25 protein-coding genes and 1 pseudogene are annotated in these 24,394 nt (G+C 75.2%); 20 read left to right on the forward strand and 6 right to left on the reverse strand.

The genetic code is table 11. The features are described 5' to 3' along the window. Positions 1 to 22 precede the first annotated feature (22 nt). Entirely contained in the window at positions 23 to 1,117 is a 1,095-nt protein-coding gene (locus tag BLS67_RS08410; protein WP_091242903.1) for a phosphatidate cytidylyltransferase, read from the forward strand. Here BLS67_RS08410 and BLS67_RS08415 read toward each other — a convergent pair. Then, positions 1,114 to 1,446 (reverse strand): DUF952 domain-containing protein, encoded by a 333-nt coding sequence (locus BLS67_RS08415; RefSeq protein ID WP_091242905.1) that lies wholly within the window; start codon positions 1,444 to 1,446, stop codon positions 1,114 to 1,116. The two genes, BLS67_RS08410 and BLS67_RS08415, sit on opposite strands and share 4 nt — an antisense overlap. Positions 1,447 to 1,469: 23 nt before the next feature. Here BLS67_RS08415 and BLS67_RS08420 point away from each other — a divergent pair, with 23 nt between their 5' ends. The 3 genes from BLS67_RS08420 to rlmN all read left to right on the forward strand — a co-directional run bounded on the left by BLS67_RS08420 (position 1,470) and on the right by rlmN (position 4,272). After that, positions 1,470 to 2,135 (forward strand): TrmH family RNA methyltransferase, encoded by a 666-nt coding sequence (locus BLS67_RS08420; RefSeq protein WP_091242910.1) that lies wholly within the window; start codon positions 1,470 to 1,472, stop codon positions 2,133 to 2,135. 103 nt (positions 2,136 to 2,238) lie between these two features. Continuing rightward, complete coding sequence (locus BLS67_RS08425; RefSeq protein ID WP_091242913.1) at positions 2,239 to 3,006, forward strand: hypothetical protein; 768 nt, start codon at positions 2,239 to 2,241, stop codon at positions 3,004 to 3,006. A 69-nt stretch (positions 3,007 to 3,075) separates the two neighbouring features. Continuing rightward, positions 3,076 to 4,272, forward strand: coding sequence for a dual-specificity RNA methyltransferase RlmN (gene rlmN / locus BLS67_RS08430; protein WP_091242915.1), 1,197 nt, complete (start codon positions 3,076 to 3,078; stop codon positions 4,270 to 4,272). Positions 4,273 to 4,293: 21 nt separating this feature from the next. Here the strand turns inward: rlmN and BLS67_RS08435 are convergent, their stop codons facing one another. After that, positions 4,294 to 4,611 carry a DUF2631 domain-containing protein gene (locus BLS67_RS08435; protein ID WP_091242919.1) on the reverse strand — a complete coding sequence of 106 codons (318 nt, stop codon included), beginning with the start codon at positions 4,609 to 4,611 and terminating at the stop codon, positions 4,294 to 4,296. A gap of 66 nt (positions 4,612 to 4,677) precedes the next feature. Between BLS67_RS08435 and dxr the strand changes: the two genes are divergently transcribed. From dxr to BLS67_RS08460, 5 genes are read left to right on the forward strand one after another with little or no spacing between them, the layout of a single operon-like run. Beyond that, complete coding sequence (gene dxr / locus BLS67_RS08440; protein WP_091242923.1) at positions 4,678 to 5,874, forward strand: 1-deoxy-D-xylulose-5-phosphate reductoisomerase; 1,197 nt, start codon at positions 4,678 to 4,680, stop codon at positions 5,872 to 5,874. Further along, the gene (locus tag BLS67_RS08445) at positions 5,804 to 7,273 is read left to right on the forward strand and encodes a M50 family metallopeptidase (RefSeq protein WP_242653926.1); all 1,470 of its coding nucleotides are present in this window, start codon (positions 5,804 to 5,806) and stop codon (positions 7,271 to 7,273) included. The genes dxr and BLS67_RS08445 overlap by 71 nt, the downstream gene beginning before the upstream one ends. Positions 7,274 to 7,289: 16 nt before the next feature. Beyond that, complete coding sequence (gene ispG / locus BLS67_RS08450; RefSeq protein WP_165617516.1) at positions 7,290 to 8,444, forward strand: flavodoxin-dependent (E)-4-hydroxy-3-methylbut-2-enyl-diphosphate synthase; 1,155 nt, start codon at positions 7,290 to 7,292, stop codon at positions 8,442 to 8,444. 5 nt (positions 8,445 to 8,449) lie between these two features. Further along, the gene (locus tag BLS67_RS08455; protein WP_242653927.1) at positions 8,450 to 9,307 is read left to right on the forward strand and encodes a GNAT family N-acetyltransferase; all 858 of its coding nucleotides are present in this window, start codon (positions 8,450 to 8,452) and stop codon (positions 9,305 to 9,307) included. A gap of 31 nt (positions 9,308 to 9,338) precedes the next feature. After that, on the forward strand, positions 9,339 to 11,258 hold the full coding sequence (locus tag BLS67_RS08460; protein ID WP_091242927.1) for a penicillin-binding transpeptidase domain-containing protein: 1,920 nt from the start codon (positions 9,339 to 9,341) through the stop codon (positions 11,256 to 11,258). Here the strand turns inward: BLS67_RS08460 and BLS67_RS08465 are convergent. From BLS67_RS08465 to BLS67_RS08475, 3 genes are read right to left on the reverse strand one after another with little or no spacing between them, the layout of a single operon-like run. Beyond that, entirely contained in the window at positions 11,255 to 12,727 is a 1,473-nt protein-coding gene (locus BLS67_RS08465; protein ID WP_207500416.1) for an Nramp family divalent metal transporter, read from the reverse strand. The genes BLS67_RS08460 and BLS67_RS08465 overlap by 4 nt on opposite strands. A 38-nt stretch (positions 12,728 to 12,765) precedes the next feature. After that, a complete protein-coding gene (locus BLS67_RS08470) occupies positions 12,766 to 13,284 on the reverse strand; it encodes a ferritin-like domain-containing protein (protein ID WP_091242931.1) in 519 nt (172 codons plus the stop codon). Next, complete coding sequence (locus BLS67_RS08475) at positions 13,281 to 13,790, reverse strand: twin-arginine translocation signal domain-containing protein (protein ID WP_091242935.1); 510 nt, start codon at positions 13,788 to 13,790, stop codon at positions 13,281 to 13,283. The genes BLS67_RS08470 and BLS67_RS08475 overlap by 4 nt, the downstream gene beginning before the upstream one ends. Positions 13,791 to 13,973: 183 nt before the next feature. Here BLS67_RS08475 and rimP point away from each other — a divergent pair, with 183 nt between their 5' ends. The 11 genes and pseudogenes from rimP (at position 13,974) to truB (ending at position 23,562) form a co-directional block, all read left to right on the forward strand. Further along, positions 13,974 to 14,669, forward strand: a complete 696-nt coding sequence (rimP, locus tag BLS67_RS08480; protein ID WP_091242939.1) for a ribosome maturation factor RimP — start codon at positions 13,974 to 13,976, stop codon at positions 14,667 to 14,669. Next, the gene (gene nusA / locus BLS67_RS08485; RefSeq protein WP_091242942.1) at positions 14,666 to 15,796 is read left to right on the forward strand and encodes a transcription termination factor NusA; all 1,131 of its coding nucleotides are present in this window, start codon (positions 14,666 to 14,668) and stop codon (positions 15,794 to 15,796) included. Before rimP ends, nusA begins: the two co-directional genes overlap by 4 nt. Before the next feature lie 8 nt (positions 15,797 to 15,804). After that, entirely contained in the window at positions 15,805 to 16,167 is a 363-nt protein-coding gene (locus BLS67_RS08490) for a YlxR family protein (protein WP_091242945.1), read from the forward strand. 62 nt (positions 16,168 to 16,229) lie between these two features. After that, positions 16,230 to 16,373 (forward strand): annotated as a pseudogene (locus tag BLS67_RS24715) (translation initiation factor IF-2 N-terminal domain-containing protein); the annotation flags it as partial. 981 nt (positions 16,374 to 17,354) lie between these two features. After that, positions 17,355 to 19,190: a translation initiation factor IF-2 gene (gene infB / locus BLS67_RS24375; protein ID WP_242653935.1), complete on the forward strand. Its 1,836-nt coding sequence runs from the start codon at positions 17,355 to 17,357 to the stop codon at positions 19,188 to 19,190. Positions 19,191 to 19,281: 91 nt separating this feature from the next. Then, on the forward strand, positions 19,282 to 19,578 hold the full coding sequence (locus tag BLS67_RS08500) for a DUF503 domain-containing protein (protein ID WP_091242952.1): 297 nt from the start codon (positions 19,282 to 19,284) through the stop codon (positions 19,576 to 19,578). 16 nt (positions 19,579 to 19,594) lie between these two features. Continuing rightward, the gene (rbfA, locus tag BLS67_RS08505; RefSeq protein WP_091242956.1) at positions 19,595 to 20,104 is read left to right on the forward strand and encodes a 30S ribosome-binding factor RbfA; all 510 of its coding nucleotides are present in this window, start codon (positions 19,595 to 19,597) and stop codon (positions 20,102 to 20,104) included. Continuing rightward, the gene (locus BLS67_RS08510) at positions 20,101 to 20,379 is read left to right on the forward strand and encodes a hypothetical protein (protein WP_091242960.1); all 279 of its coding nucleotides are present in this window, start codon (positions 20,101 to 20,103) and stop codon (positions 20,377 to 20,379) included. The genes rbfA and BLS67_RS08510 overlap by 4 nt, the downstream gene beginning before the upstream one ends. Positions 20,380 to 20,384: 5 nt before the next feature. After that, complete coding sequence (locus tag BLS67_RS08515; RefSeq protein ID WP_242653928.1) at positions 20,385 to 21,365, forward strand: DHH family phosphoesterase; 981 nt, start codon at positions 20,385 to 20,387, stop codon at positions 21,363 to 21,365. Continuing rightward, positions 21,362 to 22,651 carry an MATE family efflux transporter gene (locus tag BLS67_RS08520; protein ID WP_091242968.1) on the forward strand — a complete coding sequence of 430 codons (1,290 nt, stop codon included), beginning with the start codon at positions 21,362 to 21,364 and terminating at the stop codon, positions 22,649 to 22,651. Before BLS67_RS08515 ends, BLS67_RS08520 begins: the two co-directional genes overlap by 4 nt. Next, positions 22,648 to 23,562: a tRNA pseudouridine(55) synthase TruB gene (gene truB, locus BLS67_RS08525; protein WP_091243208.1), complete on the forward strand. Its 915-nt coding sequence runs from the start codon at positions 22,648 to 22,650 to the stop codon at positions 23,560 to 23,562. Before BLS67_RS08520 ends, truB begins: the two co-directional genes overlap by 4 nt. On the opposite strand, the gene BLS67_RS08530 is transcribed toward truB, so the two are convergent. Further along, the gene (locus BLS67_RS08530; protein ID WP_131801697.1) at positions 23,540 to 24,346 is read right to left on the reverse strand and encodes a hypothetical protein; all 807 of its coding nucleotides are present in this window, start codon (positions 24,344 to 24,346) and stop codon (positions 23,540 to 23,542) included. The genes truB and BLS67_RS08530 overlap by 23 nt on opposite strands. Between the last annotated feature and the right edge of the window lie 48 nt (positions 24,347 to 24,394).

Below are 24,394 nucleotides of genomic sequence, written 5' to 3' on the forward strand. Positions count from 1 at the left end.
CCCGACCCGCAGCCCGCCGACCATGGCCTCGTCCGCCCCCTCCTCCCCGCAGCCCGGTCCCGACGGACCGGGTCGCGGGCGTGCCCGGCTGGCCGAGCCGAGCACCGAGGCGCTGCCGCTGCCGGCCCGGCCCGGCCTCGCGCCGCCCCCCGCGCAGCGGCGTCCCGAGGTCCCGCCGCCGGCGACCCCGGTCGAGGCCGTCGACGACGCCCCGCTGACCGCGCTGCCCGACGCGCTGGGCGCCGAGGTCACCGGGGCCGAACCCGCCGACACCCCCACCGGGGCGCCGCGCACGAGCCGGGCGGGGCGCAACCTGGGTGCGGCCATCGGGGTCGGCGCCGGCATGGGCGCGGTGGTGATCGCCTCGCTGTTCCTCTACCGGCCCTCGTTCCTGCTCGTGGTCGCGCTGGCCGTCGTGGTGAGCGTGACCGAGCTGGTGCGGGCCCTGGACCGCGGCGGATACCGACCGCCGCTGGCCCCCGTGCTGGTCGGCGGTCTGCTGATGATCGGGCTGGCCTGGACCCGGGGCTCCGCGGGCCTGGTCGTGGCCTTCCTGCTCACCGTGCTGGCCGTCCTGCTCTGGCGGCTGGGCGACGGCCCGGTGGGCTACCTGCGCGATGCCTCCGCCGCCGTCCTCGTCGCGTTGTACGTCCCGCTGCTGGCCGGCTTCGCCGTCCTGCTGCTCAGCGCCGACGACGGCACGGCGCGCGTCCTGCTGTTCATCGCGACCGTGGTGTGCAGCGACGTCGGCGGGTTCGCCGCCGGTGTGCTGCTGGGCAAGAAGCTCTTCGGCGACAGGCCGATGGCCGGGTCCATCAGCCCGAAGAAGTCCTGGGAGGGCTTCTTCGGGTCCGTGCTGGCCTGCGTGCTCATCGGCACGCTGGTCATCACCCTGACCTTCCACGGCCCGTGGTGGGGCGGCATCGCCTTCGGCGTGGCGATGGCGGCCACCGCCACGCTGGGCGACCTGGCCGAGTCGTTGATCAAGCGCGACCTGGGCATCAAGGACATGGGCGCCCTGCTCCCGGGCCACGGCGGCCTGATGGACCGCATGGACTCCCTGCTGCCCTCGGCGGTCGTCGCCTACCTGCTGCTGCAGGCCATCGTCCCGGCCTAGAGGTCGGGCAGGTCCGCGGCCGTCCGGGGTTCCGGCCACGGCACGGCTGCGGTGATGGCGGTGGCCGGCAGGCGTCCGTACAGGTGCGGGAAGCGCATCGACGCGGGATCGCCGGGCACGCCGGGCTCGTAGCGCACGGGGTCGACCAGGCGGGCCTCGTCCACGACCAGCAGCAGGACGTCGTCCCGGCCGGCGAACAGCCGCTGCGCGGGGAGGTGGACCTGCGCGGGGGTGGACAGGTGCACGAACCCCACCGCGGGGAGCGGGTCGACACCGCCCTCGGCGCGGGCGCGGGACCAGTCGGCGACGGTGCACAGGTGCAGCAGCACGGGGCCAACCTAGGCTGCCCCGGATGGACGACCAGCCCGACCCCGCCGACCAGCCCGGCCCCACCGAGTGGCCGACGTCGGTCGGGGTGGGGCCCTGGGTGGGGCCGTGGCCGGTCGACCCGCACTACGACCGGCAGCTGCTGGCCGAGGGCGACCGGCGCAACGTGGTCGACCGCTACCGCTACTGGACCCTCGAGGCCGTCGTGGCCGACCTGGACCGGCGCCGGCACCCCTTCCACGTGGCCATCGAGAACTTCGGCCACGACCTGAACATCGGCACGGTCGTGCGCACCGCCAACGCGTTCCTCGCCGCCGAGGTGCACGTGGTCGGACGGCGGCGGTGGAACCGGCGGGGGGCGATGGTCACCGACCGGTACCAGCACCTGCGCCACCACGCCGACGTGGCCGGTCTGCTGGCCCACGCCCGCACCGCGGGTCTGGTGGTGGTCGCGGTGGACAACGGTCCCGGTGCGGTGCCGCTGGAGACCGTGGACCTGCCGCGGGCCTGCGTGCTGCTGTTCGGCGAGGAGGGGCCCGGGCTGACCGCCGAGGCCCGCGCCGGGGCCGACCTCACGGTGTCGATCTCGCAGTTCGGCTCGACCCGGTCGCTGAACGCGGGCGTCGCGGCCGGCATAGCGATGCACGGGTGGATCCGGCAGCACACCAGCCCCACCAGTCACCCGGCGTAGCTGTCGAGAAGCTGTGGGTGGTCGCGCCTCCCGTGCCGGCCGGCCCGGGCCCGGCAGCATGGCCCCGGCCCGGCACCCGCCCGCGGCCGGAGGGAGGACGCCCGTGAGCAGCTCGGTCGTGCCGCGACCCGCGGCCCCCACGCCGGCCTGGGACGACGACTGGCTGCCCGACTGGGTCAGCCACCCGGTCGGCGACCCACCCGCACCCGCCCCGCCCGCACCCGCCCCGCCCGCACCCGCCCCACCGGGGTCCTCCGGCCCGGCCCCGAGCGCCACCCGGTCGCCGCAGCTGCCCGGTGGGCCGAGCCCGGCCGGCCGGGTCGTGGTCGCCGTCGGGGCGATCGCGCTGGTGGTGGTCGCGGCCCTGCTCCTCGGACCCGGCGCCGGCACGGCCTCCGCCCCGGCGGCGGCCGCCGGGCCGACCACGTCCGCAGCGGCGAGCCCGGCCACCGGCGCTCCGGTCCCGCTGGGCCACGGCACCGCCGCTGCGTCGAGCCCGTCCCCGCCCGCCGCTTCCGCACCGGCGACCCCGGCCACGGACGCCGCAGCAGTGCGGTCCGCCGCGCCGGCGGTGGTCGCCGCCCCGCCGGCACCGGTGTCCGCCGCGCCCGCCTCAGCGGCCGCGCCGACCCCGGACGCGGTCGCGTCCGCCGCCGTCCCGCCGGCCGGGAGCGAGCTCGTCGTGCCCACCCCGGACCCGGCCGCCTCCACGCCGACGCCGACGACCGCACCGGTGCCGACCACGACGTCCCCCACGGACGCCACGGACCCGACGTCGACCGGTCCGACCACACCGACCTCCGCGCCGACCTCGGCGACGACCTCCGCTGCGATCGACGGCTCGTCGACCCCCACCGACCCGGACAGCTGACCGCCGGGACGGATCTCACCCGCGACGGTGGGGGCACGACGGACCGGCCGGTGGGAGAGTGGTGCGGTCATGACTGCTGATACCTCTGCGCCCCGGGCCCCGCTGCCCCTGGTCTTCGACGCCCCCCGCCGGGCCGCGAAGCCCCCGCGGCACCTCGCCGACCTCACCCGCGACCAGGCCCGGGCGGCCGTGGTCGAGCTGGGGCACCCGGCCTTCCGCGCCGACCAGCTGGCCCGGCACTTCTACGCGGGGGTCACCGACCCGGCGGCGATGACCGACCTGCCGGCCGCGGCGCGGGCCGACCTCGTCGAGGCCATGCTGCCGGGGCTGCTCACCGTCGTCCGGCACCAGAGCGCCGACGGCGGGCGTACCCGCAAGACGCTGTGGCGCCTGCACGACGGCGCGCTGGTCGAGAGCGTCCTGATGCGGTACCCCGAGCGGGCCACCGTCTGCATCTCCAGCCAGGCCGGCTGCGGGATGGCCTGCCCGTTCTGCGCGACCGGCCAGGGCGGGCTCACCCGCAACCTGTCGGCCGCCGAGATCATCGGCCAGGCGGTGGCCGCCGCCGCGGCGATGGCGGCCGGCGAGATCCCGGGCGGCCCCGGGCGGCTGTCCAACGTGGTGTTCATGGGCATGGGCGAGCCGCTGGCGAACTACAACCGCGTGCGCACCACGCTCGACGCCCTGCTCTCGCCGGCCCCGCACGGCCTCGGGCTGGCGCAGCGATCGGTCACCGTCTCGACGGTCGGGCTGGTCCCGGCGATCCGCCGGCTCACCGACGAGGGGCTCAACATCACCCTGGCGGTGAGCCTGCACGCCCCCGACGACGACCTGCGCAACACGCTGGTGCCGGTGAACACCCGGTGGAACGTGACCGAGGTGCTCGAGGCCGCCGACGCCTACGCCCGCACGACCGGCCGCCGCTACTCGATCGAGTACGCGCTCATCCGGGACGTCAACGACCAGCCCTGGCGGGCGGACCTGCTCGGCTCACGGCTGGCCAAGCGGTTGGCCCACGTGAACCTGATCCCGCTGAACCCGACGCCGGGCAGCGAGTGGGACGCCAGCCCGCTGCCCGCGCAGCGGGAGTTCGTCGCCCGGCTGAAGGCGCACGGGGTCTCGACGACGGTGCGCGACACCCGCGGCCAGGACATCGACGGCGCCTGCGGCCAGCTCGCCGCCAGCGAGGAGCTCTCGGTGCCGGGCGTGGCCCTGCCCCAGCCGCAGCTGGAACCCACGATCGAGCTGGGCGCTGCCGACGCCTGATGGAACGGCAGGGTCCTTCTCCTACTTCGAGCGCCAGGCGTTCTTCCGACGCCGCCAGTCCCACACCAGGATGACCAGCAGCCCGACGGCGATGACGTTGAGCCAGATGTTCTCGACGTTGCCCTCGTGGTTGGTGAACTGCATCGAGAACAGCACGAGGGCGGCGAAGAAGACGCCGATGCGGCCCTTGCGGCCGGTCTCGCCGTGCCAGCCCCAGTCCTCGGGGCGGTCGGCGTCGTGCACCGGCTCGGAGCCGGCCCGCACGATCGCCTCCTCGCGGTTGGACTGGGCGACGACGGTCGCGCTGGTCTGCTGGCCGAGGTGGTCGTCCGTGCTCACCGGGCCATCATGGCAGGCCCGCACCCGCCGCACGCGGCAGCCGGGCGGGTCGGCGAGGATGGCCGCATGAGCGACCCCCGCACGGTCACCGTCCTGGGGTCCACCGGCTCCATCGGCACCCAGGCGATCGAGGTGGCCCGGGCCAACCCCGACCGGCTGCGCATCACCGGGCTGGCCGCCGGGGGCGGTGACGTCGCCCTGCTGGCCGAGCAGGCGCTGACGCTGCAGGTGGACACCGTCGCGGTCGCGCGGGCCACCGCGGCGCAGGACCTCCAGCTCGCCTTCTACGCCGCCGCCCAGCAGCGCGGGTGGAACCAGGGCCGGTACCGGCTGCCCGAGATCCTGGCCGGACCCCGCGCGGCCGAGGAGCTCGCCGCCCGGCCGGCCGACGTCGTCCTCAACGGCATCAGCGGGTCGATCGGGCTCGGTCCCACGCTGGCCGCCCTGGCCGCCGGGCGCACCGTCGCCCTGGCCAACAAGGAGTCGCTGGTCGCCGGGGGTGCCCTGGTCACCGCGGCCGCGGCACCCGGGCAGCTCGTGCCGGTCGACTCCGAGCACTCGGCGCTGGCCCAGTGCCTGCGCAGCGGTGCTCGCGGCGAGGTCGCCCGGCTCGTGCTCACCGCCAGCGGCGGGCCCTTCCGCGGCCGCAGCGCCGCCGACCTCGCCGACGTCACGGTCGAGCAGGCGCTGGCCCACCCGACGTGGGCCATGGGCCCGGTCGTGACGATCAACAGCGCCACGCTGGTCAACAAGGGCCTCGAGCTGATCGAGGCGCACCTGCTCTTCGACGTCCCCTACGCCGACATCGACGTCGTCGTCCACCCGCGGTCGATCGTGCACTCGATGGTCACGTTCGCCGACGGCGCGACCATCGCGCAGGCCAGCCCGCCGGACATGCGGTTGCCGATCGCGCTGGCGCTGGCCTGGCCCGACCGGCTCCCGCACGTGCAGCCGGCCCTGGACTGGTCGACGGCCCAGACGTGGGAGTTCGCCCCGCTGGACACCGACGCGTTCCCGTCCGTCGCCCTGGCGCGCACGGCGGGGGAGGCCGGCGGCGTGGTGCCGGCGATCTTCAACGCGGCCAACGAGGAGGCGGTCGCCGCCTTCCTGGCGGGTCGGCTGCGGTTCCCAGGGATCGTGCAGGTCATCGCGCGTACCCTCGACGCGGCGCCGGACCTCGGCGTCCCCACCCGTGTCGAGGACGTGCTGGCCGCCGAGAACTGGGCCCGGGAGCACGCCCGTCGCGCGATCGCCGGAGGTTGACCTGAGCGGGATCCTGCTGACCGTCCTCGGGATCGTCGCCTTCTTCGTCGGCCTGCTGTTCTCGATCGGCTTCCACGAGTTCGGGCACTTCTACTGGGCCCGGAAGTTCGGCATGCGGGTGCCGCAGTTCATGGTCGGCTTCGGGCCCACCGTGTTCTCGCGGCGCCGCGGCGAGACCGAGTACGGCGTCAAAGCCATCCCGCTGGGCGGCTACATCCGCATCGTCGGCATGATCCCGCCGGCCGAGGAGGGCGAGAGCAAGCGCGCGACCCGCATGCGCAGCTTCATCGCCGAGGTCCGCGGCGCGGCGCTCAACGACGTGCTGCCCACCGACGGCGACCGGGTCTTCTACAAGAAGCCCTGGTGGCAGCGGGTGGTCGTGATGTCGGCGGGCCCGCTGCACAACCTGTTCCTGGCCGTCGTGCTGTTCACCCTGACGCTGACCACCATCGGCACGCAGGTGCTGACCACCACCCTGGCCACGGTCCCGGCGTGCGTCATCCCCTCGAACGCCCAGTCGCTGGACCGGCTGCAGGACGACCCCGAGTTCGACCTCTGCTCGGTGCCGTTGGTCACCAGCGGCGCCGACGCCGGCCAGGAGTGCCAGGCGGGGACGGCGGACTGCGCCCTGCCGGCGGAGAGCCCGGCCGCGGAGGCGGGGCTGCGTCCCGGCGACACCATCACGGCCGTCGACGGCCGCGCGCTGGACCCCACTGCGTGGAACTCCTGGACCCAGGTGCAGACCGCGGTGCGGGCCGCGCCGGACCAGCAGCTGACCCTCACCGTCGAGCGCGACGGCCAGGAGCGGCAGGTCGAGGTCACCCCGATCCCCAACACCGTGGCCGACCTGGACGGCGAGGGCACGGTCTCCGCCGGCTACCTCGGGGTGAGCCCGGCCGACACGCTCGCCCGGCAGTCGATCACCGAGGTGCCCGGCTACTTCGGCAACATCGTGGCCAACTCCGTCGACAAGCTGGTCGAGATCCCGCAGCGCATCCCGGCGCTGTTCGGGGCCGCGTTCCTCGGCGACCAGCGCGACGCGAACGGCCCGATCGGCATCGTCGGGGTGGGGCGCATCTCGGGTGAGGTGTTCGCCTTCTCCGACTTCACCGGGCTGCAGAAGCTGAGCTTCTTCCTCGGCCTGCTGGCCAGCGTCAACCTGGTGCTGTTCCTGTTCAACCTGCTGCCCATCTACCCGCTGGACGGCGGGCACGTGGCCGGCGCGCTGTACGAGAAGGTCCGCGCCTCGGTCGCCCGCCGGCGCGGGAGGCCCGACCCCGGGCCCTTCGACATCGCCCGGTTGATGCCGGTGGCCTACGTCGTGGCCGGGTTGTTCATCGCGCTGTCGGGTCTGCTGCTGGTGGCCGACATCGTCAACCCGATCACGATCTCGCAGTAGGGGGGACACTGGAGCCGTGACCGTCGCACTCGGCATGCCCGCACCCCCGCCCCCCGTCCTCGCCCCCCGGCGGAGGACCCGCCAGCTCGACGTCGGAGGCGTCGGCGTCGGCAGCGACTCCCCGGTCAGCGTGCAGTCCATGTGCACCACCAAGACCGCCGACATCAACGCCACGCTGCAGCAGATCGCCGAGCTGACCGCGTCCGGCTGCCAGATCGTGCGGGTCGCCGTCCCCGACACCGACGACGCCGAGGCGCTGCCGATCATCGCCAAGAAGTCGCAGATCCCGGTGATCGCCGACATCCACTTCCAGCCGCGGTACGTCTTCGCCGCGATCGAGGCCGGCTGCGCCGCCGTCCGGGTGAACCCGGGCAACATCAAGAAGTTCGACGACAAGGTGGGCGACATCGCCCGCGCGGCCAAGGAGCACGGCACCCCGATCCGCATCGGGGTCAACGCCGGCTCGCTCGACAAGCGGCTGCTGGAGAAGTACGGCAAGGCCACGCCCGAGGCGCTGGTCGAGTCGGCGCTGTGGGAGTGCTCGCTGTTCGAGGAGCACGACTTCCGCGACATCAAGATCTCGGTCAAGCACAACGACCCGGTCGTCATGGTGCGCGCCTACGAGCTGCTGGCCCAGCAGTGCGACTACCCCTTGCACCTGGGCGTCACCGAGGCCGGCCCGCAGTTCCAGGGCACCATCAAGTCCGCGGTGGCCTTCGGCGCGCTGCTCTCGCAGGGCATCGGCGACACCATCCGGGTCTCGCTGTCCGCGCCGCCGGTCGAGGAGGTCAAGGTCGGTCTGCAGATCCTGGAGTCGCTGAACCTCAAGCCGCGCCGGCTCGAGATCGTCTCCTGCCCCTCGTGCGGGCGCGCCCAGGTCGACGTCTACAAGCTGGCCGACGAGGTCACCGCCGGGCTCGAGGGCATGGAGATCCCGCTGCGCGTGGCCGTCATGGGCTGCGTCGTCAACGGCCCGGGCGAGGCCCGCGAGGCCGACCTGGGCGTCGCCTCGGGCAACGGCAAGGGCCAGATCTTCGTCAAGGGCGAGGTCATCAAGACCGTGCCCGAGTCGCAGATCGTGGAGACGCTCATCGAGGAGGCGTTCCGCATCGCCGAGCAGCAGGCCGACGAGGGCGTCGCCTCCGGCGTCCCCACCGTCAGCGTCTCCTGACCGACGTGACGGTGCTGGGCGCCCGGGCCGCCCGGGTGCTGGACGCCTCCGACGAACGGGCCGTCCGCGACCTGCTGGACACCGACCCGGTGGCCACCTGCATGCTCGCCGGCCGGGTCGAGACGCACGGGGTCGACCCGGCGTCCCTGGGCGCCCCGCTGTGGGGGCTGGGCGCCCCCGGCCGGTTGGACGCCGTCTGCCTGGCCGGGGCGAACCTGATCCCGTTCGCCCGACCCGGCGTCGAGGTGGAGGCCGCCCGCGCCTTCGCCGACCGGGCGCGCCGGGCCGGTCGGCGCTGCTCGACCATCGTCGGCCCGGTCGGCACGGTCTCGCCGCTGTGGGACAGGTTGTCCCCGCACTGGGGGCCGGCCCGGGACATCCGGCCGCGGCAGCCCCTGCTGGCGATCGACGGGCCGCCGCTGGTCGCCGGCGAGCCGCGCGTGCGGCCGGTCCGGCCGGCCCAGCTCGAGACGTTGCTGCCGGCGGCGATCGCGATGTTCACCGAGGAGGTCGGGGTCAGCCCGCTGCGGGTGGACGGCGGCGCCGGGTACCGCGCCCGGGTGACGGAGCTGGTGCGGGCCGGCCAGTCGCTGGCCTGGATCGAGGACGGCGCGGTGGTGTTCAAGGCCGAGGTCGGTGCGGTCTCGCGCCGGGCCTGCCAGGTGCAGGGCGTCTGGGTGGCCCCGGAGCACCGGGGGCGGGGGATCGGCCAGGCCGGCACCGCGGCGGTCGTCGAGTACGCCCGCCGGGCCATCGCACCCGTGGTCAGCCTCTACGTCAACGACTTCAACGCCGCGGCCCGCGCCGCCTACCACCGGGTGGGCTTCCGCGACGTCGGCACGTACGCCTCGGTGTTGTTCTAGGACTGCCAGGTCTCCGTGCCAGAGTGCACGGGTGAGCACACGACGGGGCACGGTCCTGCTGGTGACGACGGCCGTCCTGGCCGGCCCCGTGCTGGCGGCCTGCTCCTCGGACGACCCGGCCGACGGCGCGCGGTCGGCCGCGCAGGCCTTCCTCGACGCGTGGTCCGGCGGCGACCTCGAGACCGCGGCCGGCGACACCGACGACGCCGCGGCCACCACCACCCTGCTCCAGCAGACCGCCACGGACCTGCCCGACGCCACGCTGTCGGCCGAGCTGGGCGACGTGGCGGTCACCGGCGACGACGACACCGCGGCCACCGTGGGCTGGACGGCGACCTGGGACCTCGCGGCCGCCCCGGACTGGAGCTACACGGCGACCCTGGACCTCACCCGGGCCGACGCCGACGCGCCGTGGCAGGTGGTCGCCGAGCCCACGGTGGTGCACCCCGAGCTGGTGGAGGGGCAGCACCTGCAGCTGACCCGGTCGCTGCCCGAGCGGGCGGCCATCACCGACGCCACCGGCGCACCCCTGTTCACCGAGACCGAGGTGGTGAACGTCGGGGTGGACAAGGCCCAGGTCACCGACCTGCCGTCGCTGGCCTCGGCGTTGGGGGCGGCCACGGGCATCGACCCGGCCACCATCACCGCCGACGTCGAAGCGGCCGGCGACGGCCAGTTCGTCCCGGTCATCACCCTGCGCCGGCCGGACTTCGAGGCCATCCGGGCCCAGGTGTTCGACCTGCCCGGCGCGGTCTTCCCCACCTCGACCCGCCTGCTGGCCCCCACCGCCCAGTTCGGCGCAGCGCTGCTGGGGCGGGTCGGCGACGCCACCGCCGAGGCGATCGACGAGACCACGGGCGAGGACGGCGAACCGCTCTACGCCGCCGGTGACGCCCTGGGCCTGTCCGGGCTGCAGCGGGCCTACCAGGAGCAGCTCACCGGCACCGCCGGGTTCACGGTCAGCGTGATCAGCCTGGACACCACCACGGGCGACACGGGCACCGTCGTGGACTCGGTCGACCCGGTCGCCGGCACCCCGCTGCAGGTGCCGTTGGTCCCGGCGATCCAGAACGCCGCCGACGCTGCCGTCGCGGGGCAGTCGCTGGCCACCCACCTGGTGGTCGTGCGGCCGGGCACGGGGGAGATCCTCGCGGTGAGCTCGAACGGGGCGGCCAACGCCGGCAACGCGCTGTCCGGGCAGTTCCCGCCCGGGTCGAGCATGAAGACCATCACCGCGACCGCGCTGCTCTCGGCCGGCACGGTCACCCCCGACACCGCCGTGCCCTGCCCGGGCACCACCACCGTCGACGGTCGCGAGTTCGAGAACGAGGACCAGTTCGACCTCGGCACGGTGCCGCTGACCACGGCCTTCGCCCAGTCCTGCAACACGACGTTCATCCAGCAGGCCCTGACGCTGCCCGACGACGCACTCGCCGCGGCGGCGGCGGGCTACGGCGTGGGCACCGACTGGCAGCTGCCGGTGGGAATCTTCTCCGGCAGCGTGCCGGCGACCAGCACCGGCACCACCAAGGCCGCCGACGCCATCGGCCAGGGCGAGGTGCTGATGAGCCCGGCGCAGATGGCGCTCGTGGCCGCCGGCATCGCCAGCGGCACCCCGGCGGCGCCGGTCGAGGTGGTCGGCGGCGACCCGGCTGGTGCGGCCCCCACCGGGCCGAGCCAGGCAGTGCTCGACCAGCTGCGGCCGATGATGCGCGAGGTGGTCCTCTCGGGCACGGCGCGCGGGCTGTCCGGCGACGGCGAGGTGTACGGCAAGACCGGCACGGCGGAGTTCGGGAGCAACACCCCGCCGGACTCCCACGGCTGGTTCGTCGGCTACCAGCTCGGCGGGCCGCAGGGCGACATCGCCTTCGCCGTCCTGGTCGAGGCCGGCCAGTCCAGCAGCGTCGCCGTGCAGGTCACGAACGCGTTCCTGGCCGGCCTGACCGGTTAGCCCCCGGGGTTGAGCACCTGGTTGCCGATGATGACCGCGGAGATGCCGCCGAAGACCAGGACGGCGAGCACCATCACGACCAGCCGGTACCCGCGCACGCGGATCGCGGCCGGCAGCGCCGTGCGGTTGAGGCGGATCAGCAGGATCGAGTAGACGAACATCATGAAGCCGCCGACGACGGAGCTGATCACCAGCAGCACGAGGGGCTGGTCGAAGCCCGACAGCAGCACCGCGGCACCGACGACCAGCAGGCCCCAGACGACCGTCGAGTAGATCCGGCTCTCGCTCCACCGCTGCGACCCCGCCAGGTAGCTCACCTTGACGGTGTCGGCGACCAGCCGGGCGGTGTAGTCGCAGATGCCCAGCGCGGCCGCGTAGAGCGACACCGCGCCGATCCACCAGAAGAACGTGCCGAACCAGCCGCCCACGGTGTCGGCCAGCACCTGGCCCTCGGTCTGCAGGAAGCTGATGTCGTTGCCGGGGGTGTCGGCGCCGAACACGGTCGCGTAGGCGATGACCGACGTCGCCGAGATGGTCAGCCAGGTCAGGAACCAGAAGCTGACCAGCTGCTCGGTGTTGGCGACCTGCCACCACCCCTTCCACCGGCGGAGGTTGTCGGGGGTGGCCGGGAACAGGAACCCGGTCGAGGGCTTCGCCTGGTCCTCGCCGGTCACCGGGGAGACCAGGCGGGGGATGCGGGCGCCCATGCCGAAGCCCTTGTCCCGGATCCAGTTGCTCTGCACCAGGTTCTGCCCACCGCCGCCCCCGGCGAAGGCCAGCGCGCCGAGCACGAGCGCGAGGCCGAGCTGGCTGGGCACCGAGCCGAAGTCGGTGACCACCCGCGTGGTCTCCGCGACGTCGTCGGCGCCGACCACCGCGACGAACGCGATGACGACGAACGCCAGCACGGCGCCGACCTTGACGAACTCGATCCTCTCGACCGCGGTGTAGACGACCGGGGAGAGGGTGAGCACCAGCCCGATCGAGGCCAGCATGAGCAGCGCGATCAGGGTGACGTCGCCCCCGCCCACCGCGTAGGTGAGCACGGTGGCCGAGCTGGTGGCCCACCCGGGCCAGAGGTTCGCCAGGATCGTCAGCAGGCCGAACACCAGGCCCCAGTGCCGCCACAGCCGGGAGAAGCCGGTCAGCGCCGTCTCGCCGGTCGCCAGCGTGTACCGCTCGATCTCCATGTTGATGAACAGCTGCAGGGTCACCCCCACGAACGCCGCCCACAGGAACGACAGCCCGACCTCGCTGGCGATGTAGGGGTAGAGCACGAACTCACCCGACGCCAGGCCGATGCCGGCCCCGATGACGCCGGGGCCGAGGACCTTCCGCAGGGGCCGGGGCTCGGGCAGGTCGGCGGTCCCCGGCAGGGGCAGGGCACCCCGCGCGGTGGGGAACCGGCGGCCCGGTTCCTGCGCGGCGAGCGGGTCGGCGGGGGGACCGGTCTGGGGCTCGGCTGGCATGCGCCCGATCATCGGGTCCGCACAGCCGGCTCGCAGCCTCAGGCGGCGGGCAGGCCCGGGGTCGCGGAGGTCACGGGGGTGGTGCCGGCCTGCCGGCGCCAGGCGACCGCCCGGACCTCGGCGGCCGAGGCGGAGGCCACCCCCAGCTCGCGCACGGAGCGCTGCGCCGCCTGGTCGAGCACCCACACCCACGCCGCGGTCGTGCCCTCCTCGAGGGTAGCCGCCAGCGTGGCGGCGTCGACGGCCGACAGCACCGGGAACGGCAGCTGGTAGGCGGCCTCCGTCGCCACGGGGTCGGCGCCGCGGTCGGTGAGCAGGGCCGCGAGCCGGTCGCGGAGGTCGCGGTGCGCCTGCGCCGCCGTCCCCACCGCGGACCGGTCGCCGCCCTCCAGGGCAGCGCCCACGGTGCCGTAGCCCCAGACGGCGGCGTGCTCGGCCGCCAGGGCGTCCTGGAGGGCGGCGGTCTCGGCCCGGGCCGACCCGGCCTCGCCGTCGTCCGACGAGCTCGGCGCAGCCGAGGAGGCAGCCGAGGAGGCAGCCGAGGAGGGGGTGGTCATGCCAGCAGCCCGTCCTGCCCGCGGAGGCCCGCCGCGATGCTGCCCAGCAGCGCCGCGCGGGCCCCGGTGAACTCGAGGCACGCGGTGGCGTGGGAGTCCGCCGCCGCGGCGACCTGCGCGCGGAGGTCGGCCCGCGGGGCGCCCGACGGGGACGCCGACGGGGACGCCGCCGTGGACGAGGCGGCGGTCGGGGACCCGGTGACCGACGGGGCGGCGTCCCGCAACCGGTCCAGCTGCGCCTGCGCCTGGTCGGCGAGGTCGGTCGCCGCGGTGGCGAGCTCGGGGGCGGCGGCGAAGGCGGTGGCGTAGGCGGCGACCAGCTGCTGCTGGACGGCCACCTGCCCGGCCAGCCGGTCCACCTGGGCCGGGGTGACCGCGTCGGCCCCGGGCGCGGTGCCGGTGCACGCCGACACCACCGCCAGCACCGGGAGGACCCCGACGCCGACCAGGAAGGACCGGCGGGTGGGGGTCCCCGTGGTGGCCGGGTGGGCGGGGCGGGTGGACATCGGGCACATCCTGGCAGTCGGCCCGGGTGCAGGCGCGCCCGCCGGGCCGGGAGCCGCCGTGCGGGCGGTACCGTGGGCCTTCCGCCGCGGCTCCCCGCGGCCGTCGCCGCGCCCGGTGCCCGATCCCCGGTCCGCCCGGGTCGCGCGCCGCTCGCCACCACCAGCCAGCCCGAGGAGGCCCCGGTGTCCACGTCGTCCGGCTCCCGATCCGGTCCCGTCGCCGCCCAGCGGCTGTCGGCCTGGTTCACCCCGGTGGTCGTCGCCGCGGGGTACGACCTCGAGGACCTCGACGTCCGTGCCGCCGGCAACCGGTTCGTGGTGCGCGTGGTCGTCGACCGGGACAGCGGGGTGAGCCTGGACGACGTCGCCGAGGTGAGCCGGGCGCTGTCCGACGTCCTCGACACCCACGCGGACACCGCGGACGACGACCTCGGCCGCTCGCCGTACGTCCTCGAGGTGACCAGCCCCGGGGTCGACCGCCCGCTCACCGTGCCGCGGCACTGGCGGCGCAACGTCGGCCGCCTGGTCACCACCACGGTCGGCGGGGCCGAGCTGGTCGGGCGGGTGGTCTCGGTCGACGAGGACGCCGTCACCCTCGCGGTGGAGAAGGGCGGGGCCAAGAAGGGCCAGGTCCGCAAGGCCGTGGGCAACCGCGCCCTGACCTGGGCCGAGCTGGGCGAGGGGCGGGTGCAGGTCGAGTTCAACCGCCCCGCCGGCCACCGCGACGAGCACCTCGTGCACGAGGGCCCGGCCGACGAGGACGACGACCAGCCGCTGACCGCGGACGACGTCGACGAGCTGGACGACGAGCACGACGACGAGCACGACCACGAGCACCACGGGGCCGCCGACGCGGCCCAGGACCAGGAGAAGCAGTGAACATCGACGTGACCGCCCTCAAGGCGGTCGAGCGGGAGAAGGGCATCCCGGCCGACACCGTGCTGCTGGCGATCGAGACCGCGCTGGTCACCGCCTACCGGCACGCCGAGGGCGCGGCCAAGCACGTCCGCGTGCAGATCGACCGCAAGAGCGGCGAGGTCGCCGTGCTGGCCCAGGAGCTGGGCGAGGACGGCGAGGTCGTGCACGAGTGGGACGACACCCCGACCGACTTCGGCCGGATCGCGGCCAGCACCGCCAAGCAGGTCATCGTGCAGCGGCTGCGCGACGCCGAGCACGAGAAGACCTTCGGCGAGTACGTCGGCAAGGAGGGCGACATCGTCGGCGGCATCGTGCAGGCCCACGAGCGCCGCAACAACGAGGGCACCGTCCTCCTCGACATCGGCAAGGTCGAGGCGAACCTGCCCTCCACCGAGCAGGTGCCCGGCGAGACCTACCCGCACGGCAGCCGGCTCAAGGCCTACGTGGTGTCGGTCGCCCGCACCTTCCGCGGCCCCCAGGTCACCATCTCCCGCAGCCACCCCAACCTGGTGCGCAAGCTGTTCGCCCTGGAGGTCCCCGAGATCGCCGACGGCAGCGTCGAGATCGTCGCGGTGGCCCGCGAGGCCGGTCACCGGTCCAAGATCGCCGTCCGCACCTCGGTCCCGGGGCTGAACGCCAAGGGGTCCTGCATCGGCCCGATGGGCCAGCGGGTGCGCAACGTGATGAGCGAGCTGCACGGCGAGAAGATCGACATCGTGGACTGGTCCGACGACGAGGCCACCTTTGTCGCCTCCGCGCTGTCCCCGGCCCGGGTCACGAGCGCCCGGGTGGTCGACCCGGCCGCCCGCGCGGTCCGCGTCGTCGTCCCCGACTACCAGCTGTCGCTGGCCATCGGCAAGGAGGGCCAGAACGCCCGCCTGGCCGCCCGCCTCACCGGCTGCCGCATCGACATCCGCAGCGACGCCCAGCCCGAGACCGAGGACACCGTGTCCCCGGGCGTGGGTCGGGCACCGCTGCGGTCGGCACCGCGGCCGGCCGGCGAGACCGGCGGCCTGCCGGGCCGGGGTGGCCCCCAGCGGGGTGGCCCCGTCCGGCGCCCGGAACACCGCGGGCCGTCGGCGCGCTAGACTCGTCGATGGCCGAAACGCCGATCCCGGTCCGCACCTGTGTGGGGTGCCGGCGACGCGCTCCGGTCACGGAACTGCTGCGCGTCGTCGTGCGGGGCTCCCGGCTCACCCCGGACCCCGCCCGCCGGCTCCCGGGACGGGGTGCCTCCGTGCACCCCACCCCCGAGTGCCTGCGCGCAGCTGACCGGCGCCGGGCCTTCCCGCGTGCGCTGCGAGTCGGCGCCCCGCTGGAGACCGGCCTGCTGCAGGCCCACGTCGACCAGGCGCAGACCGGCAGCGCACAGCACCAACCGTCGGACCGGCACCCGGCCGGTCCGCTCGTCGAGAGCAGGACGTCCTCGGATGACCCACCCGTGAAGTCGCACCGATGACCATGTACCACTGACGACGAGGTCGAGCGGGCCAGCCGCCGGCCTCACCACTGAGGAGACCCGTGCCAGGCAAAGCCCGCGTACACGAGCTCGCTAAAGAGCTCGGTGTCGACAGCAAGGCCGTGCTCGCCAAGCTCAAGGAGCAGGGCGAGTTCGTGAAGTCCGCATCATCGACGGTCGAGGCCCCCGTGGCCCGGCGGCTGCGCGAGGCCTACGGGTCCTCGAGCGCCCCCACCCCAGGCCCTCGGCCCACCCCGCGTCCGGCCGCACCGGCGCCCTCCGCCCCGGTGGCCAGCGCCCCCGCTGCGGGTGCCCCGGCCGCCCAGGCGCCGAGCGCTCCTGCGGCAGCCACCCCGGCCCCCGGTCCGCGTCCGGTCGGTCGCCCCTCGGGTGCCCCCCGTCCCGGCCCGCGCCAGGCCCCTGCCCCGCAGGCACCCGCCGCCCAGGCCACTGCGGCCCAGGCACCGGCTGCCCAGGCCCCGGCTGCCCCGGCTGCCCAGGCCCCGGCGGCGAGCGCGCCGACCCAGGCCCGTCCCGGCCAGGGTGCCCCGCGTCCGGGCGCACCCCGCCCGGCCGCTCCGGGTGGTTCGGCTCCCGGTCAGGCCGGCTCCGGCCAGGGCGCCCCGCGCCCCGGTGGTGCCGCTCCGCGGCCCGGCCCCCGTCCGGCTCCCCGGCCGGGCAACAACCCCTTCAGCAGCGCTCCGCGCCCTGCCGCGCCGGGTCGTCCCGGTCCGCAGGCCCCCGGTGGCGCCGCGCCGTCCCAGGGTGCCCCGGGCCAGGGCGGTCCCCGTCCGGCCCCCGGTGCCGGTGGGCCCCGTCCGCCGTCGGGCCCCGGTGGCCCGCGTCCGGCCGCCGGTCCGGGTGGACCGCGTCCCAACCCGGGCATGATGCCGCAGCGGCCCAGCCCGGGCATGATGCCCGGCCGGGCGGCCGGTCGTCCGGGTGCCCCCGGCGGCCGTGGCCGTCCCGGTGCTCCTGGTGGCGGTGGCTTCCGTCCCGGCGGCGGTGGCGGTGCGCCCGGTGGCGGCGGCGCCCCCGCGGGCGGTTTCCGTCCCGGTGGCGGCGGCCGTGGCCGTGGCCGCGGTGGTTCCGGTGCCGGTACCGCGGGTGCCTTCGGGCGTCCCGGTGGCCGCGGACCCGTCCGCGGGCGCAAGAGCAAGAAGCAGCGGCGTCAGGAGTTCGACTCCATGGCGGCGCCCTCGATGGGCGGCGTCAGCCTGCCCCGCGGCAACGGGCAGACCGTCCGGCTGCCCCGCGGTGCTTCGCTGACCGACCTCGCCGAGCGCATCAACGCGCAGCCGGCCGCACTGGTGACCGCCCTGTTCCACCTGGGCGAGATGGTCACCGCCACGCAGTCGGTCAACGACGAGACGCTCCAGCTGCTCGGTGCCGAGATCGACTGGGTCATCCAGGTCGTCAGCCCCGAGGACGAGGACCGCGAGCTGCTCGAGACCTTCGACCTCACCTTCGGCGACGAGGAGGGCGACGAGGACGACTGGGACTCCCGCCCGCCGGTGGTCACCGTCATGGGTCACGTCGACCACGGCAAGACCAAGCTGCTGGACGCCCTGCGCCACACGAACGTCGTGGCGAAGGAGGCCGGTGGCATCACCCAGCACATCGGCGCCTACCAGATCGTCACCGAGCTCGACGGCGTCGAGCGGCCGATCACCTTCATCGACACCCCGGGTCACGAGTCGTTCACCGCGATGCGTGCCCGTGGCGCCAAGGTGACCGACATCGTGGTGCTGGTGGTCGCGGCCGACGACGGCGTCATGCCGCAGACGGTCGAGGCGCTCAACCACGCCCAGGCGGCCCAGGTGCCGATCGTGGTCGCGGTGAACAAGGTGGACAAGGAGGGGGCCAACCCCGCCAAGATCCGCCAGCAGCTCACCGAGTACGGCCTGGTCGCCGAGGAGTACGGCGGCGAGACCATGTTCGTCGACGTCTCGGCCACCACGCGCCAGGGCCTCGAGGAGCTGGAGGCCGCGGTGCTGCTGACCGCCGACGCCTCGCTGGACCTGCGCGCGAACACCGAGCAGGACCCCCAGGGCGTCGTCATCGAGGGCAAGCTGGACAAGGGTCGTGGCCCCGTCGCCACGGTGCTGGTCCAGCGCGGCACGCTCCGCCAGGGCGACTCGATCGTGGCCGGCGACGCCTACGGTCGCGTCCGGTCGCTGCTCGACGAGCACGGCAACAAGCTGAAGGAGGCCCTGCCGGCCCGCCCCGTGCAGGTCGTGGGTCTCACCTCGGTGCCCCGCGCCGGCGACACGTTCCTGGTGGTGGAGGAGGACCGCACGGCCCGGCAGATCGCCGACCGCCGTCAGGCCCGCATCCGCAACGCGCAGAACGCCTCGGCGCGCAAGCGGATCAGCCTCGAGGACCTCGACGCCGCCCTGAAGGAGAGCCGCGAGCTCAACCTGATCATCAAGGGCGACAACTCCGGCACCGTCGAGGCGCTGGAAGAGGCGCTGATGAAGATCGAGGTGAGCGACGACCTGTCGCTGCGGGTCATCCACCGCGGCGTCGGCGGCATCACCAAGAGCGACATCGACCTGGCGCTGGCCGACGACGTCATCGTCCTGGGCTTCAACGTCCGGGCCGAGGGGCAGGCCACCGAGCTCGCCAACCGCGAGGGCGTCGACGTGCGCTACTACTCGGTGATCTACCAGGCCATCGAGGAGATCGAGGCTGCGCTCAAGGGCATGCTCAAGCCCGAGTACGAAGAGGTGCAGCTGGGCCGCGCGGAGGTCCGCGAGGTCTTCCGGGTGCCCAAGATCGGCAACGTCGCGGGTTCGCTGGTGCGCAGCGGCACGATCGTGCGCAACAGCAAGGCCCGGCTCATCCGCGACGGTGCGGTCGTCGCCGACAACCTGTCGGTCGACTCGCTGCGCCGGTTCAAGGACGACGCGACCGAGGTCCGCGAGGGCTACGAGTGCGGCATCGGGCTGGGGTCGTTCAACGACATCAAGCCCGAGGACGTCATCGAGACGTTCGAGCTGCGCGAGAAGCCGAGGCCGTGACGGAAGGGGGCCAGTCGTCGTCACCGGCGGCTGGCCCCCTCCCGGGCCCCGCCGCGAGCGTGCTCGTGGTGGGCAGGAGGGGGTCCTTCCCGTGTTCACCGGTTCGTTGAGCGCCGACCTCCTCCTGGGCGACGTGCACTCGCTCAAGGGCAAGCGCGCCGTGGTGAAGCCGATCGTGGCCGAGCTCCGGCGCCGGTTCGCCGTCGCCGCCGCCGAGGTGGGCGACCAGGACCTGCACCGCCGGGTGCAGATCGGGGTCGCCGCGGTGGCCGGCGACGCCGGGCAGGTGACCGACGTCCTCGACGCCTGCGAACGCCTGCTGGCCGAGCGGCCCGAGGTGACCCTGCTGTCCACCCACCGGCAGCTGACCAGCGACACCGACACCTGACCGAAGGGGAGGTCCGATGGCCGACGCGGCCCGGGCACGCAAGCTGGCGGTGCGGATCCGCCAGATCGTCTCCGCCACCATCGAGATGCAGATCAAGGACCCGCGGTTGGGGATGGTCACCATCACCGACTCCCGGGTCACCAGCGACCTCCGCGAGGCCACGCTGTTCTACACCGTGTACGGCGACGCCGAGGCGGTGTCGGACTCCGCCGCCGCGCTGGCCAGCGCCACCGGTGTGCTCCGCTCGACGGTGGGCAAGCAGACCGGCATCAAGTTCGTGCCCACCCTGACCTTCGTCGCCGACGTCGTCCCCGAGACAGCCCGTGAGCTCGACGAGGCGCTCGAGCGGGCCCGGCTGGCCGACGAGGAGCTGGCCCGGGCCCGGGCCGGGGCCGCCTACGCCGGCGATGCCGACCCGTACCGCAAGCCCGCTGCGGACGACGAGGACGACGACGACACCGCCGACCTCGACGCCACCCCGCTGGACGACGAGCTCGACACCCACCGGCAGAGGAGCACCCCGTGACCGAGGCAGTCGACCCGGACCCGACCACCCCCGACGAGGGCCAGCCCGCCGCCACCCTGGGCGGGCGCACGGTCCCCGGGGAGCAGACCGACCCCACCGCGGGCGGTCGTACGGGGCAGGCCGGGTCGGCCGACCCGGCGACCGACGCCAACGCCGCCTCCATCGCGGCCGACGAGCCCTCCGACGGCGGGCCGGCCATCCCCGTCGCCGGCGGCTCGCCCGGTGAGGAGCCCGACGAGGTGCCGCACGCCTCGTCCGGTCCCGGCGACAGCTGATCCCGGTGGCACCGGAGGGCGCACTGGGTGCCGCCGTCGCCGTCCTCGCCCGGGCGGCCGACGACGGCGCCGTCGTCGTCCTCTCGGCGCACGTGCAGCCCGACGCCGACGCGCTGGGCAGCACCCTGGCGCTGGCCGAGGGGCTGCGTCGACGTGGGGCACGGGTCAGCGCCACCTTCCCCGGACCCTTCGTGCTCCCGGCCTCCTTGGGCTGGCTCCCCGGCGCAGGCACGCTCGTGCCCGCGCCCGAGCTCCCCGCGACCCCCGACCTGGTGGTCGGGCTGGACGCCGCCGACCTCCGCCGGCTCGGTGAGGTCGGGCCGCTGCTGGAGTCCGCCCCGGCCTCGCTGGTCGTCGACCACCACGCCTCCAACCCGGGCTTCGGCACCACCCGGCTGATCGACCCCGCGGCCGCCGCCACCGTCGTGCTCGTCGCCGACCTGCTCGACGGCCTGGGTGTCGAGCTGGACGCCGACCTGGCCACCTGCCTGTACGCCGGGCTCGCCGCCGACACCGGGTCCTTCCGGTTCGGCAACACGTCACCGGGCACCCACGAGCTCGCGGCCCGGCTGCTGGGCACCGGCATCGACCACGCGCGCATCAGCCAGCGGTTGTTCGACACCGCGCCGTTCGGCTGGCTCGCGCTGCTGTCCCTGGCCGCCGGTCGGGCCACCCTGGACACCGCGGCGGGGGCCGGCCTGGTCTGGACCTGGGCCACCACCGCGGAGGCGGCCGGGCACGGGCTGGCCCCCGACCACCTCGAGGCCCTGGTGGACACCATCCGGTCGGCCGAGGAGGCCGACGTCGCCTGCGTGCTCAAGGGCTCGGCCGACGGCAGCTGGAACGTGTCGCTGCGCTCCCGCGGGGCCACCGACGTCTCCGCGGTCGCCCAGGCGCTGGGCGGCGGCGGGCACCGCATGGCCGCCGGGTTCACCTCCCACCTCGACCGCGAGGGAACGATCGCCGCCGTCCGCGCGCGGTTGTGAACCGGTCCGTCCCCGCACTGGCTCTGCCGGCGCTGGTGGTGCTGGCGGCGGAGCCGCTGTACCTGCTGGTCGACACCGCGGTCATCGGGCACCTGGGCACGGTGCAGCTGGGCGGTCTCGCCGTCGGCGGGGGCCTGCTGGCCCCGGTCGTCGGCCTGCTCAACTTCCTGGCCTACGGGACGACGGCGCGCGCCGCCCGCCGCGCGGGAGCCGGCGACCGGGCCGGTGCGGTCGCCGAGGGCGTGCAGGCCACCTGGTTGGCGCTGGGCATCGGCCTGCTCGGTGTCCTGGGCTTCCAGCTGGCCGCCGGACCCCTGACCCGGGTGCTGGCCGGTGGTGCGGGCCCGGTGGCGACCGCGGCCGAGGGGTGGCTGCGGATCGCCGTCCTCGGGCTGCCGATGCTGCTGGTGGCGCTGGCCGGCAACGGGTGGCTGCGCGGGGTGGCCGAGCTGCGTCGCCCGGTGCGGTTCGTGGTGGCGGGCAGCCTGGTGAGCCTCGTGCTCAACCCGCTGCTGGTGTACCCGGCCGGTCTCGGGCTGGAGGGTTCGGCCGTGGCCAACGTGGCCGGCCAGTCGGTCTCGGCGGCGCTGTTCCTGGCCACCCTGCGCCGGGAGCGGGTGCCGATGCGGCCCCGGCTGCCCGCCGTGCTCGCCCAGCTGACGATCGGTCGGGACCTGCTGCTGCGCGCCGCGGTCCTGCAGGGGGCGTTCGCGGTCGCCGCGGCCGTGGTGGCCCGGTCGAGCACCGCCGAGCTGGGTGCCCACCAGATCGCGCTGCAGCTGTGGCTGTTCCTGGCCCTGGTGCTGGACGCCTACGCGATCGCCGCGCAGACCCTGGTCGGCCAGGCCCTGGGGGCCGGCCGGGTGGCCGATGCGCGGGGGTCGGCCCTGCGGGTGGTGTGGTGGGGCCTGGGCACCGGCGTGGTGGTCGCCGTCGTCCTGGTGCTGGTCCGGCCGGTGCTGGTGCCGTTGTTCACCGCCGACCCCGCGGTGCTGGCCCAGGCATCGGTCGTCTGGTGGTTCCTGGCTGCGATGCAGCCGCTGGCCGGCGTGGTCTTCGCCCTGGACGGCGTCCTCATGGGGGCGGGCGACGTCGGGTACCTGCGCACGGTCACCATCGGTGCGGCGCTGGTCGGGTTCGTCCCGCTCTCGCTGCTGTCGGTGCCGCTGGGGTGGGGGCTCGCCGGCGTGTGGAGCGGCCTGACGCTGTTCGTCGTGCTGCGCCTGGTGGGTGTGGTGGCCCGGGTGTCCGGTGACCGGTGGACCTCTGCGACGGTGGTCCGGTGAGCCCCCGCAAGCCCGACGCCGACGTCCCGCCCGGTCTGCTGGTGGTCGACAAGCAGCCCGGCATGACCTCCCACGACGTGGTCGCCCGCGCCCGGCGGGCGTTGTCGGTGCGCAAGGTCGGCCACGCCGGCACCCTGGACCCGATGGCCACCGGCGTGCTGGTGCTCGGCGTGGGTGCCGCCACCCGGTTGCTGGGCCACCTGTCGGGCACCGACAAGAGCTATGCGGCGACCGTCCGGTTCGGGCAGACCACGGTCACCGACGACCGCGAGGGCGACGTCCTCACGACCACGTCGGCGGCGGCCCTGACCGAGGACGACGTCCGGGCCGCGCTGGCCGCCCAGACCGGCGCGCTGCAGCAGGTCCCGTCCTCGGTCAGCGCGGTGAAGGTCGACGGCGTCCGCTCCTACGACCGGGTGCGGGCCGGCGAGGAGTTCGAGCTGGCCGCGCGGTCGGTGACCGTGCACGCCCTCGACGTCCACGCGGTCCGCCGGCCCACCGCCGACCTGGTCGACGTGGACGTCGACGTCACCTGCTCCACCGGCACCTACATCCGGGCCATCGCGCGGGACGCCGGGGCCGCGCTGGGGGTGGGCGGACACCTCACCGCCCTGCGCCGCACCCGCTCGGGCCCCTTCGACGCGGCCGTCGCCCGAGCGGTCGAGGAGGCCGCCGCCGCGCTGCTCGCCGGCAGCGGGCCGGGCTTCGTGCCGCTCACCGAGGCCGCCCGCGCCGTGTTCCCCGAGCGCGCGGTCACCGCGGCGGAGGCCGTCGACCTCGGGCACGGCAAGCGCATCCCCGCGACCGGGACGCCGGGTCTGCACGCCGCCGTCGACCCCGACGGCCGGCTGGTCGCCCTGGTCGAGGACGCCGGGCAGACCGCTCGGGTCACCGTGGGCTTCCCCGGCTGAGCCGTCCCCGCGCGGCCAGCAGCAGCACGCCGACCACGGTCAGCACCAGCCCGACGACCAGGGCCGGGACCCAGCCCGGCCGCACCCGGTCGCCCAGCAGCAGCAGGCCCACCAGCCCGGGCACCACCACCTGGGTCACCGACAGCACCGCGGTCACGGCGCCGACCGCCCCCTCCCGCAGGGCGGTGGCCACCCAGAGCGTCCCCACCAGGCCGTAGACCGCCACCGCGTACGCCAGCGGTTCCGCGGCCAGCTCGAGCACCGAGCCCCACCCGGTGGAGCGCACGTGCAGCGCGCGCACGGACAGCGCCACCCCGCCGTAGGCCAGGCCGGCCAGGGCCGCGGTCCGCAGGGCGGACGTGGAGCGGCGCACCGGCTCCAGGGCGAGCAGGGCCAGCACAGCCCCGGTCAGCAGCACCGGGGCGGCAGCCGCGGGCAGCACCTCCGCCCGGCCCGGCCGCGCGGACGCGGCCACGACGACCAGCCCGGTCACCACCGCGACCACCCCGGTCAGCTGGCGGCCGGGGAGGTCCCGCACCCGCCCGCGGCGTCCGGCGACCGTGGTGACGGCGACGGAGCCGGCCAGCACCGACTGCACGGTGACCACGGGCAGCGACCGCAGCGCGACCACGGACAGCACCCAGCCCACCGCGTCGAGCAGGAGGCCGCCGAGGTAGACCGGCTGGGTGGCCAACGGTCGGCCCGGGCGCACCCGCCGGCTGCCCTCGGCCTCCAGGAGGGAGGCGGCGCTGTTGACGAGCATGGCCAGGACGGCCGCAGCCACGGCGAGCTCCGTCACCCGTCCCCCGTCCGGAGGCCGCCGTCCGCGGCG

Origin of the sequence: Klenkia soli (assembly GCF_900103975.1) — a bacterium.
Classification (GTDB): Bacteria; Actinomycetota; Actinomycetes; order Mycobacteriales; family Geodermatophilaceae; genus Klenkia; species Klenkia soli.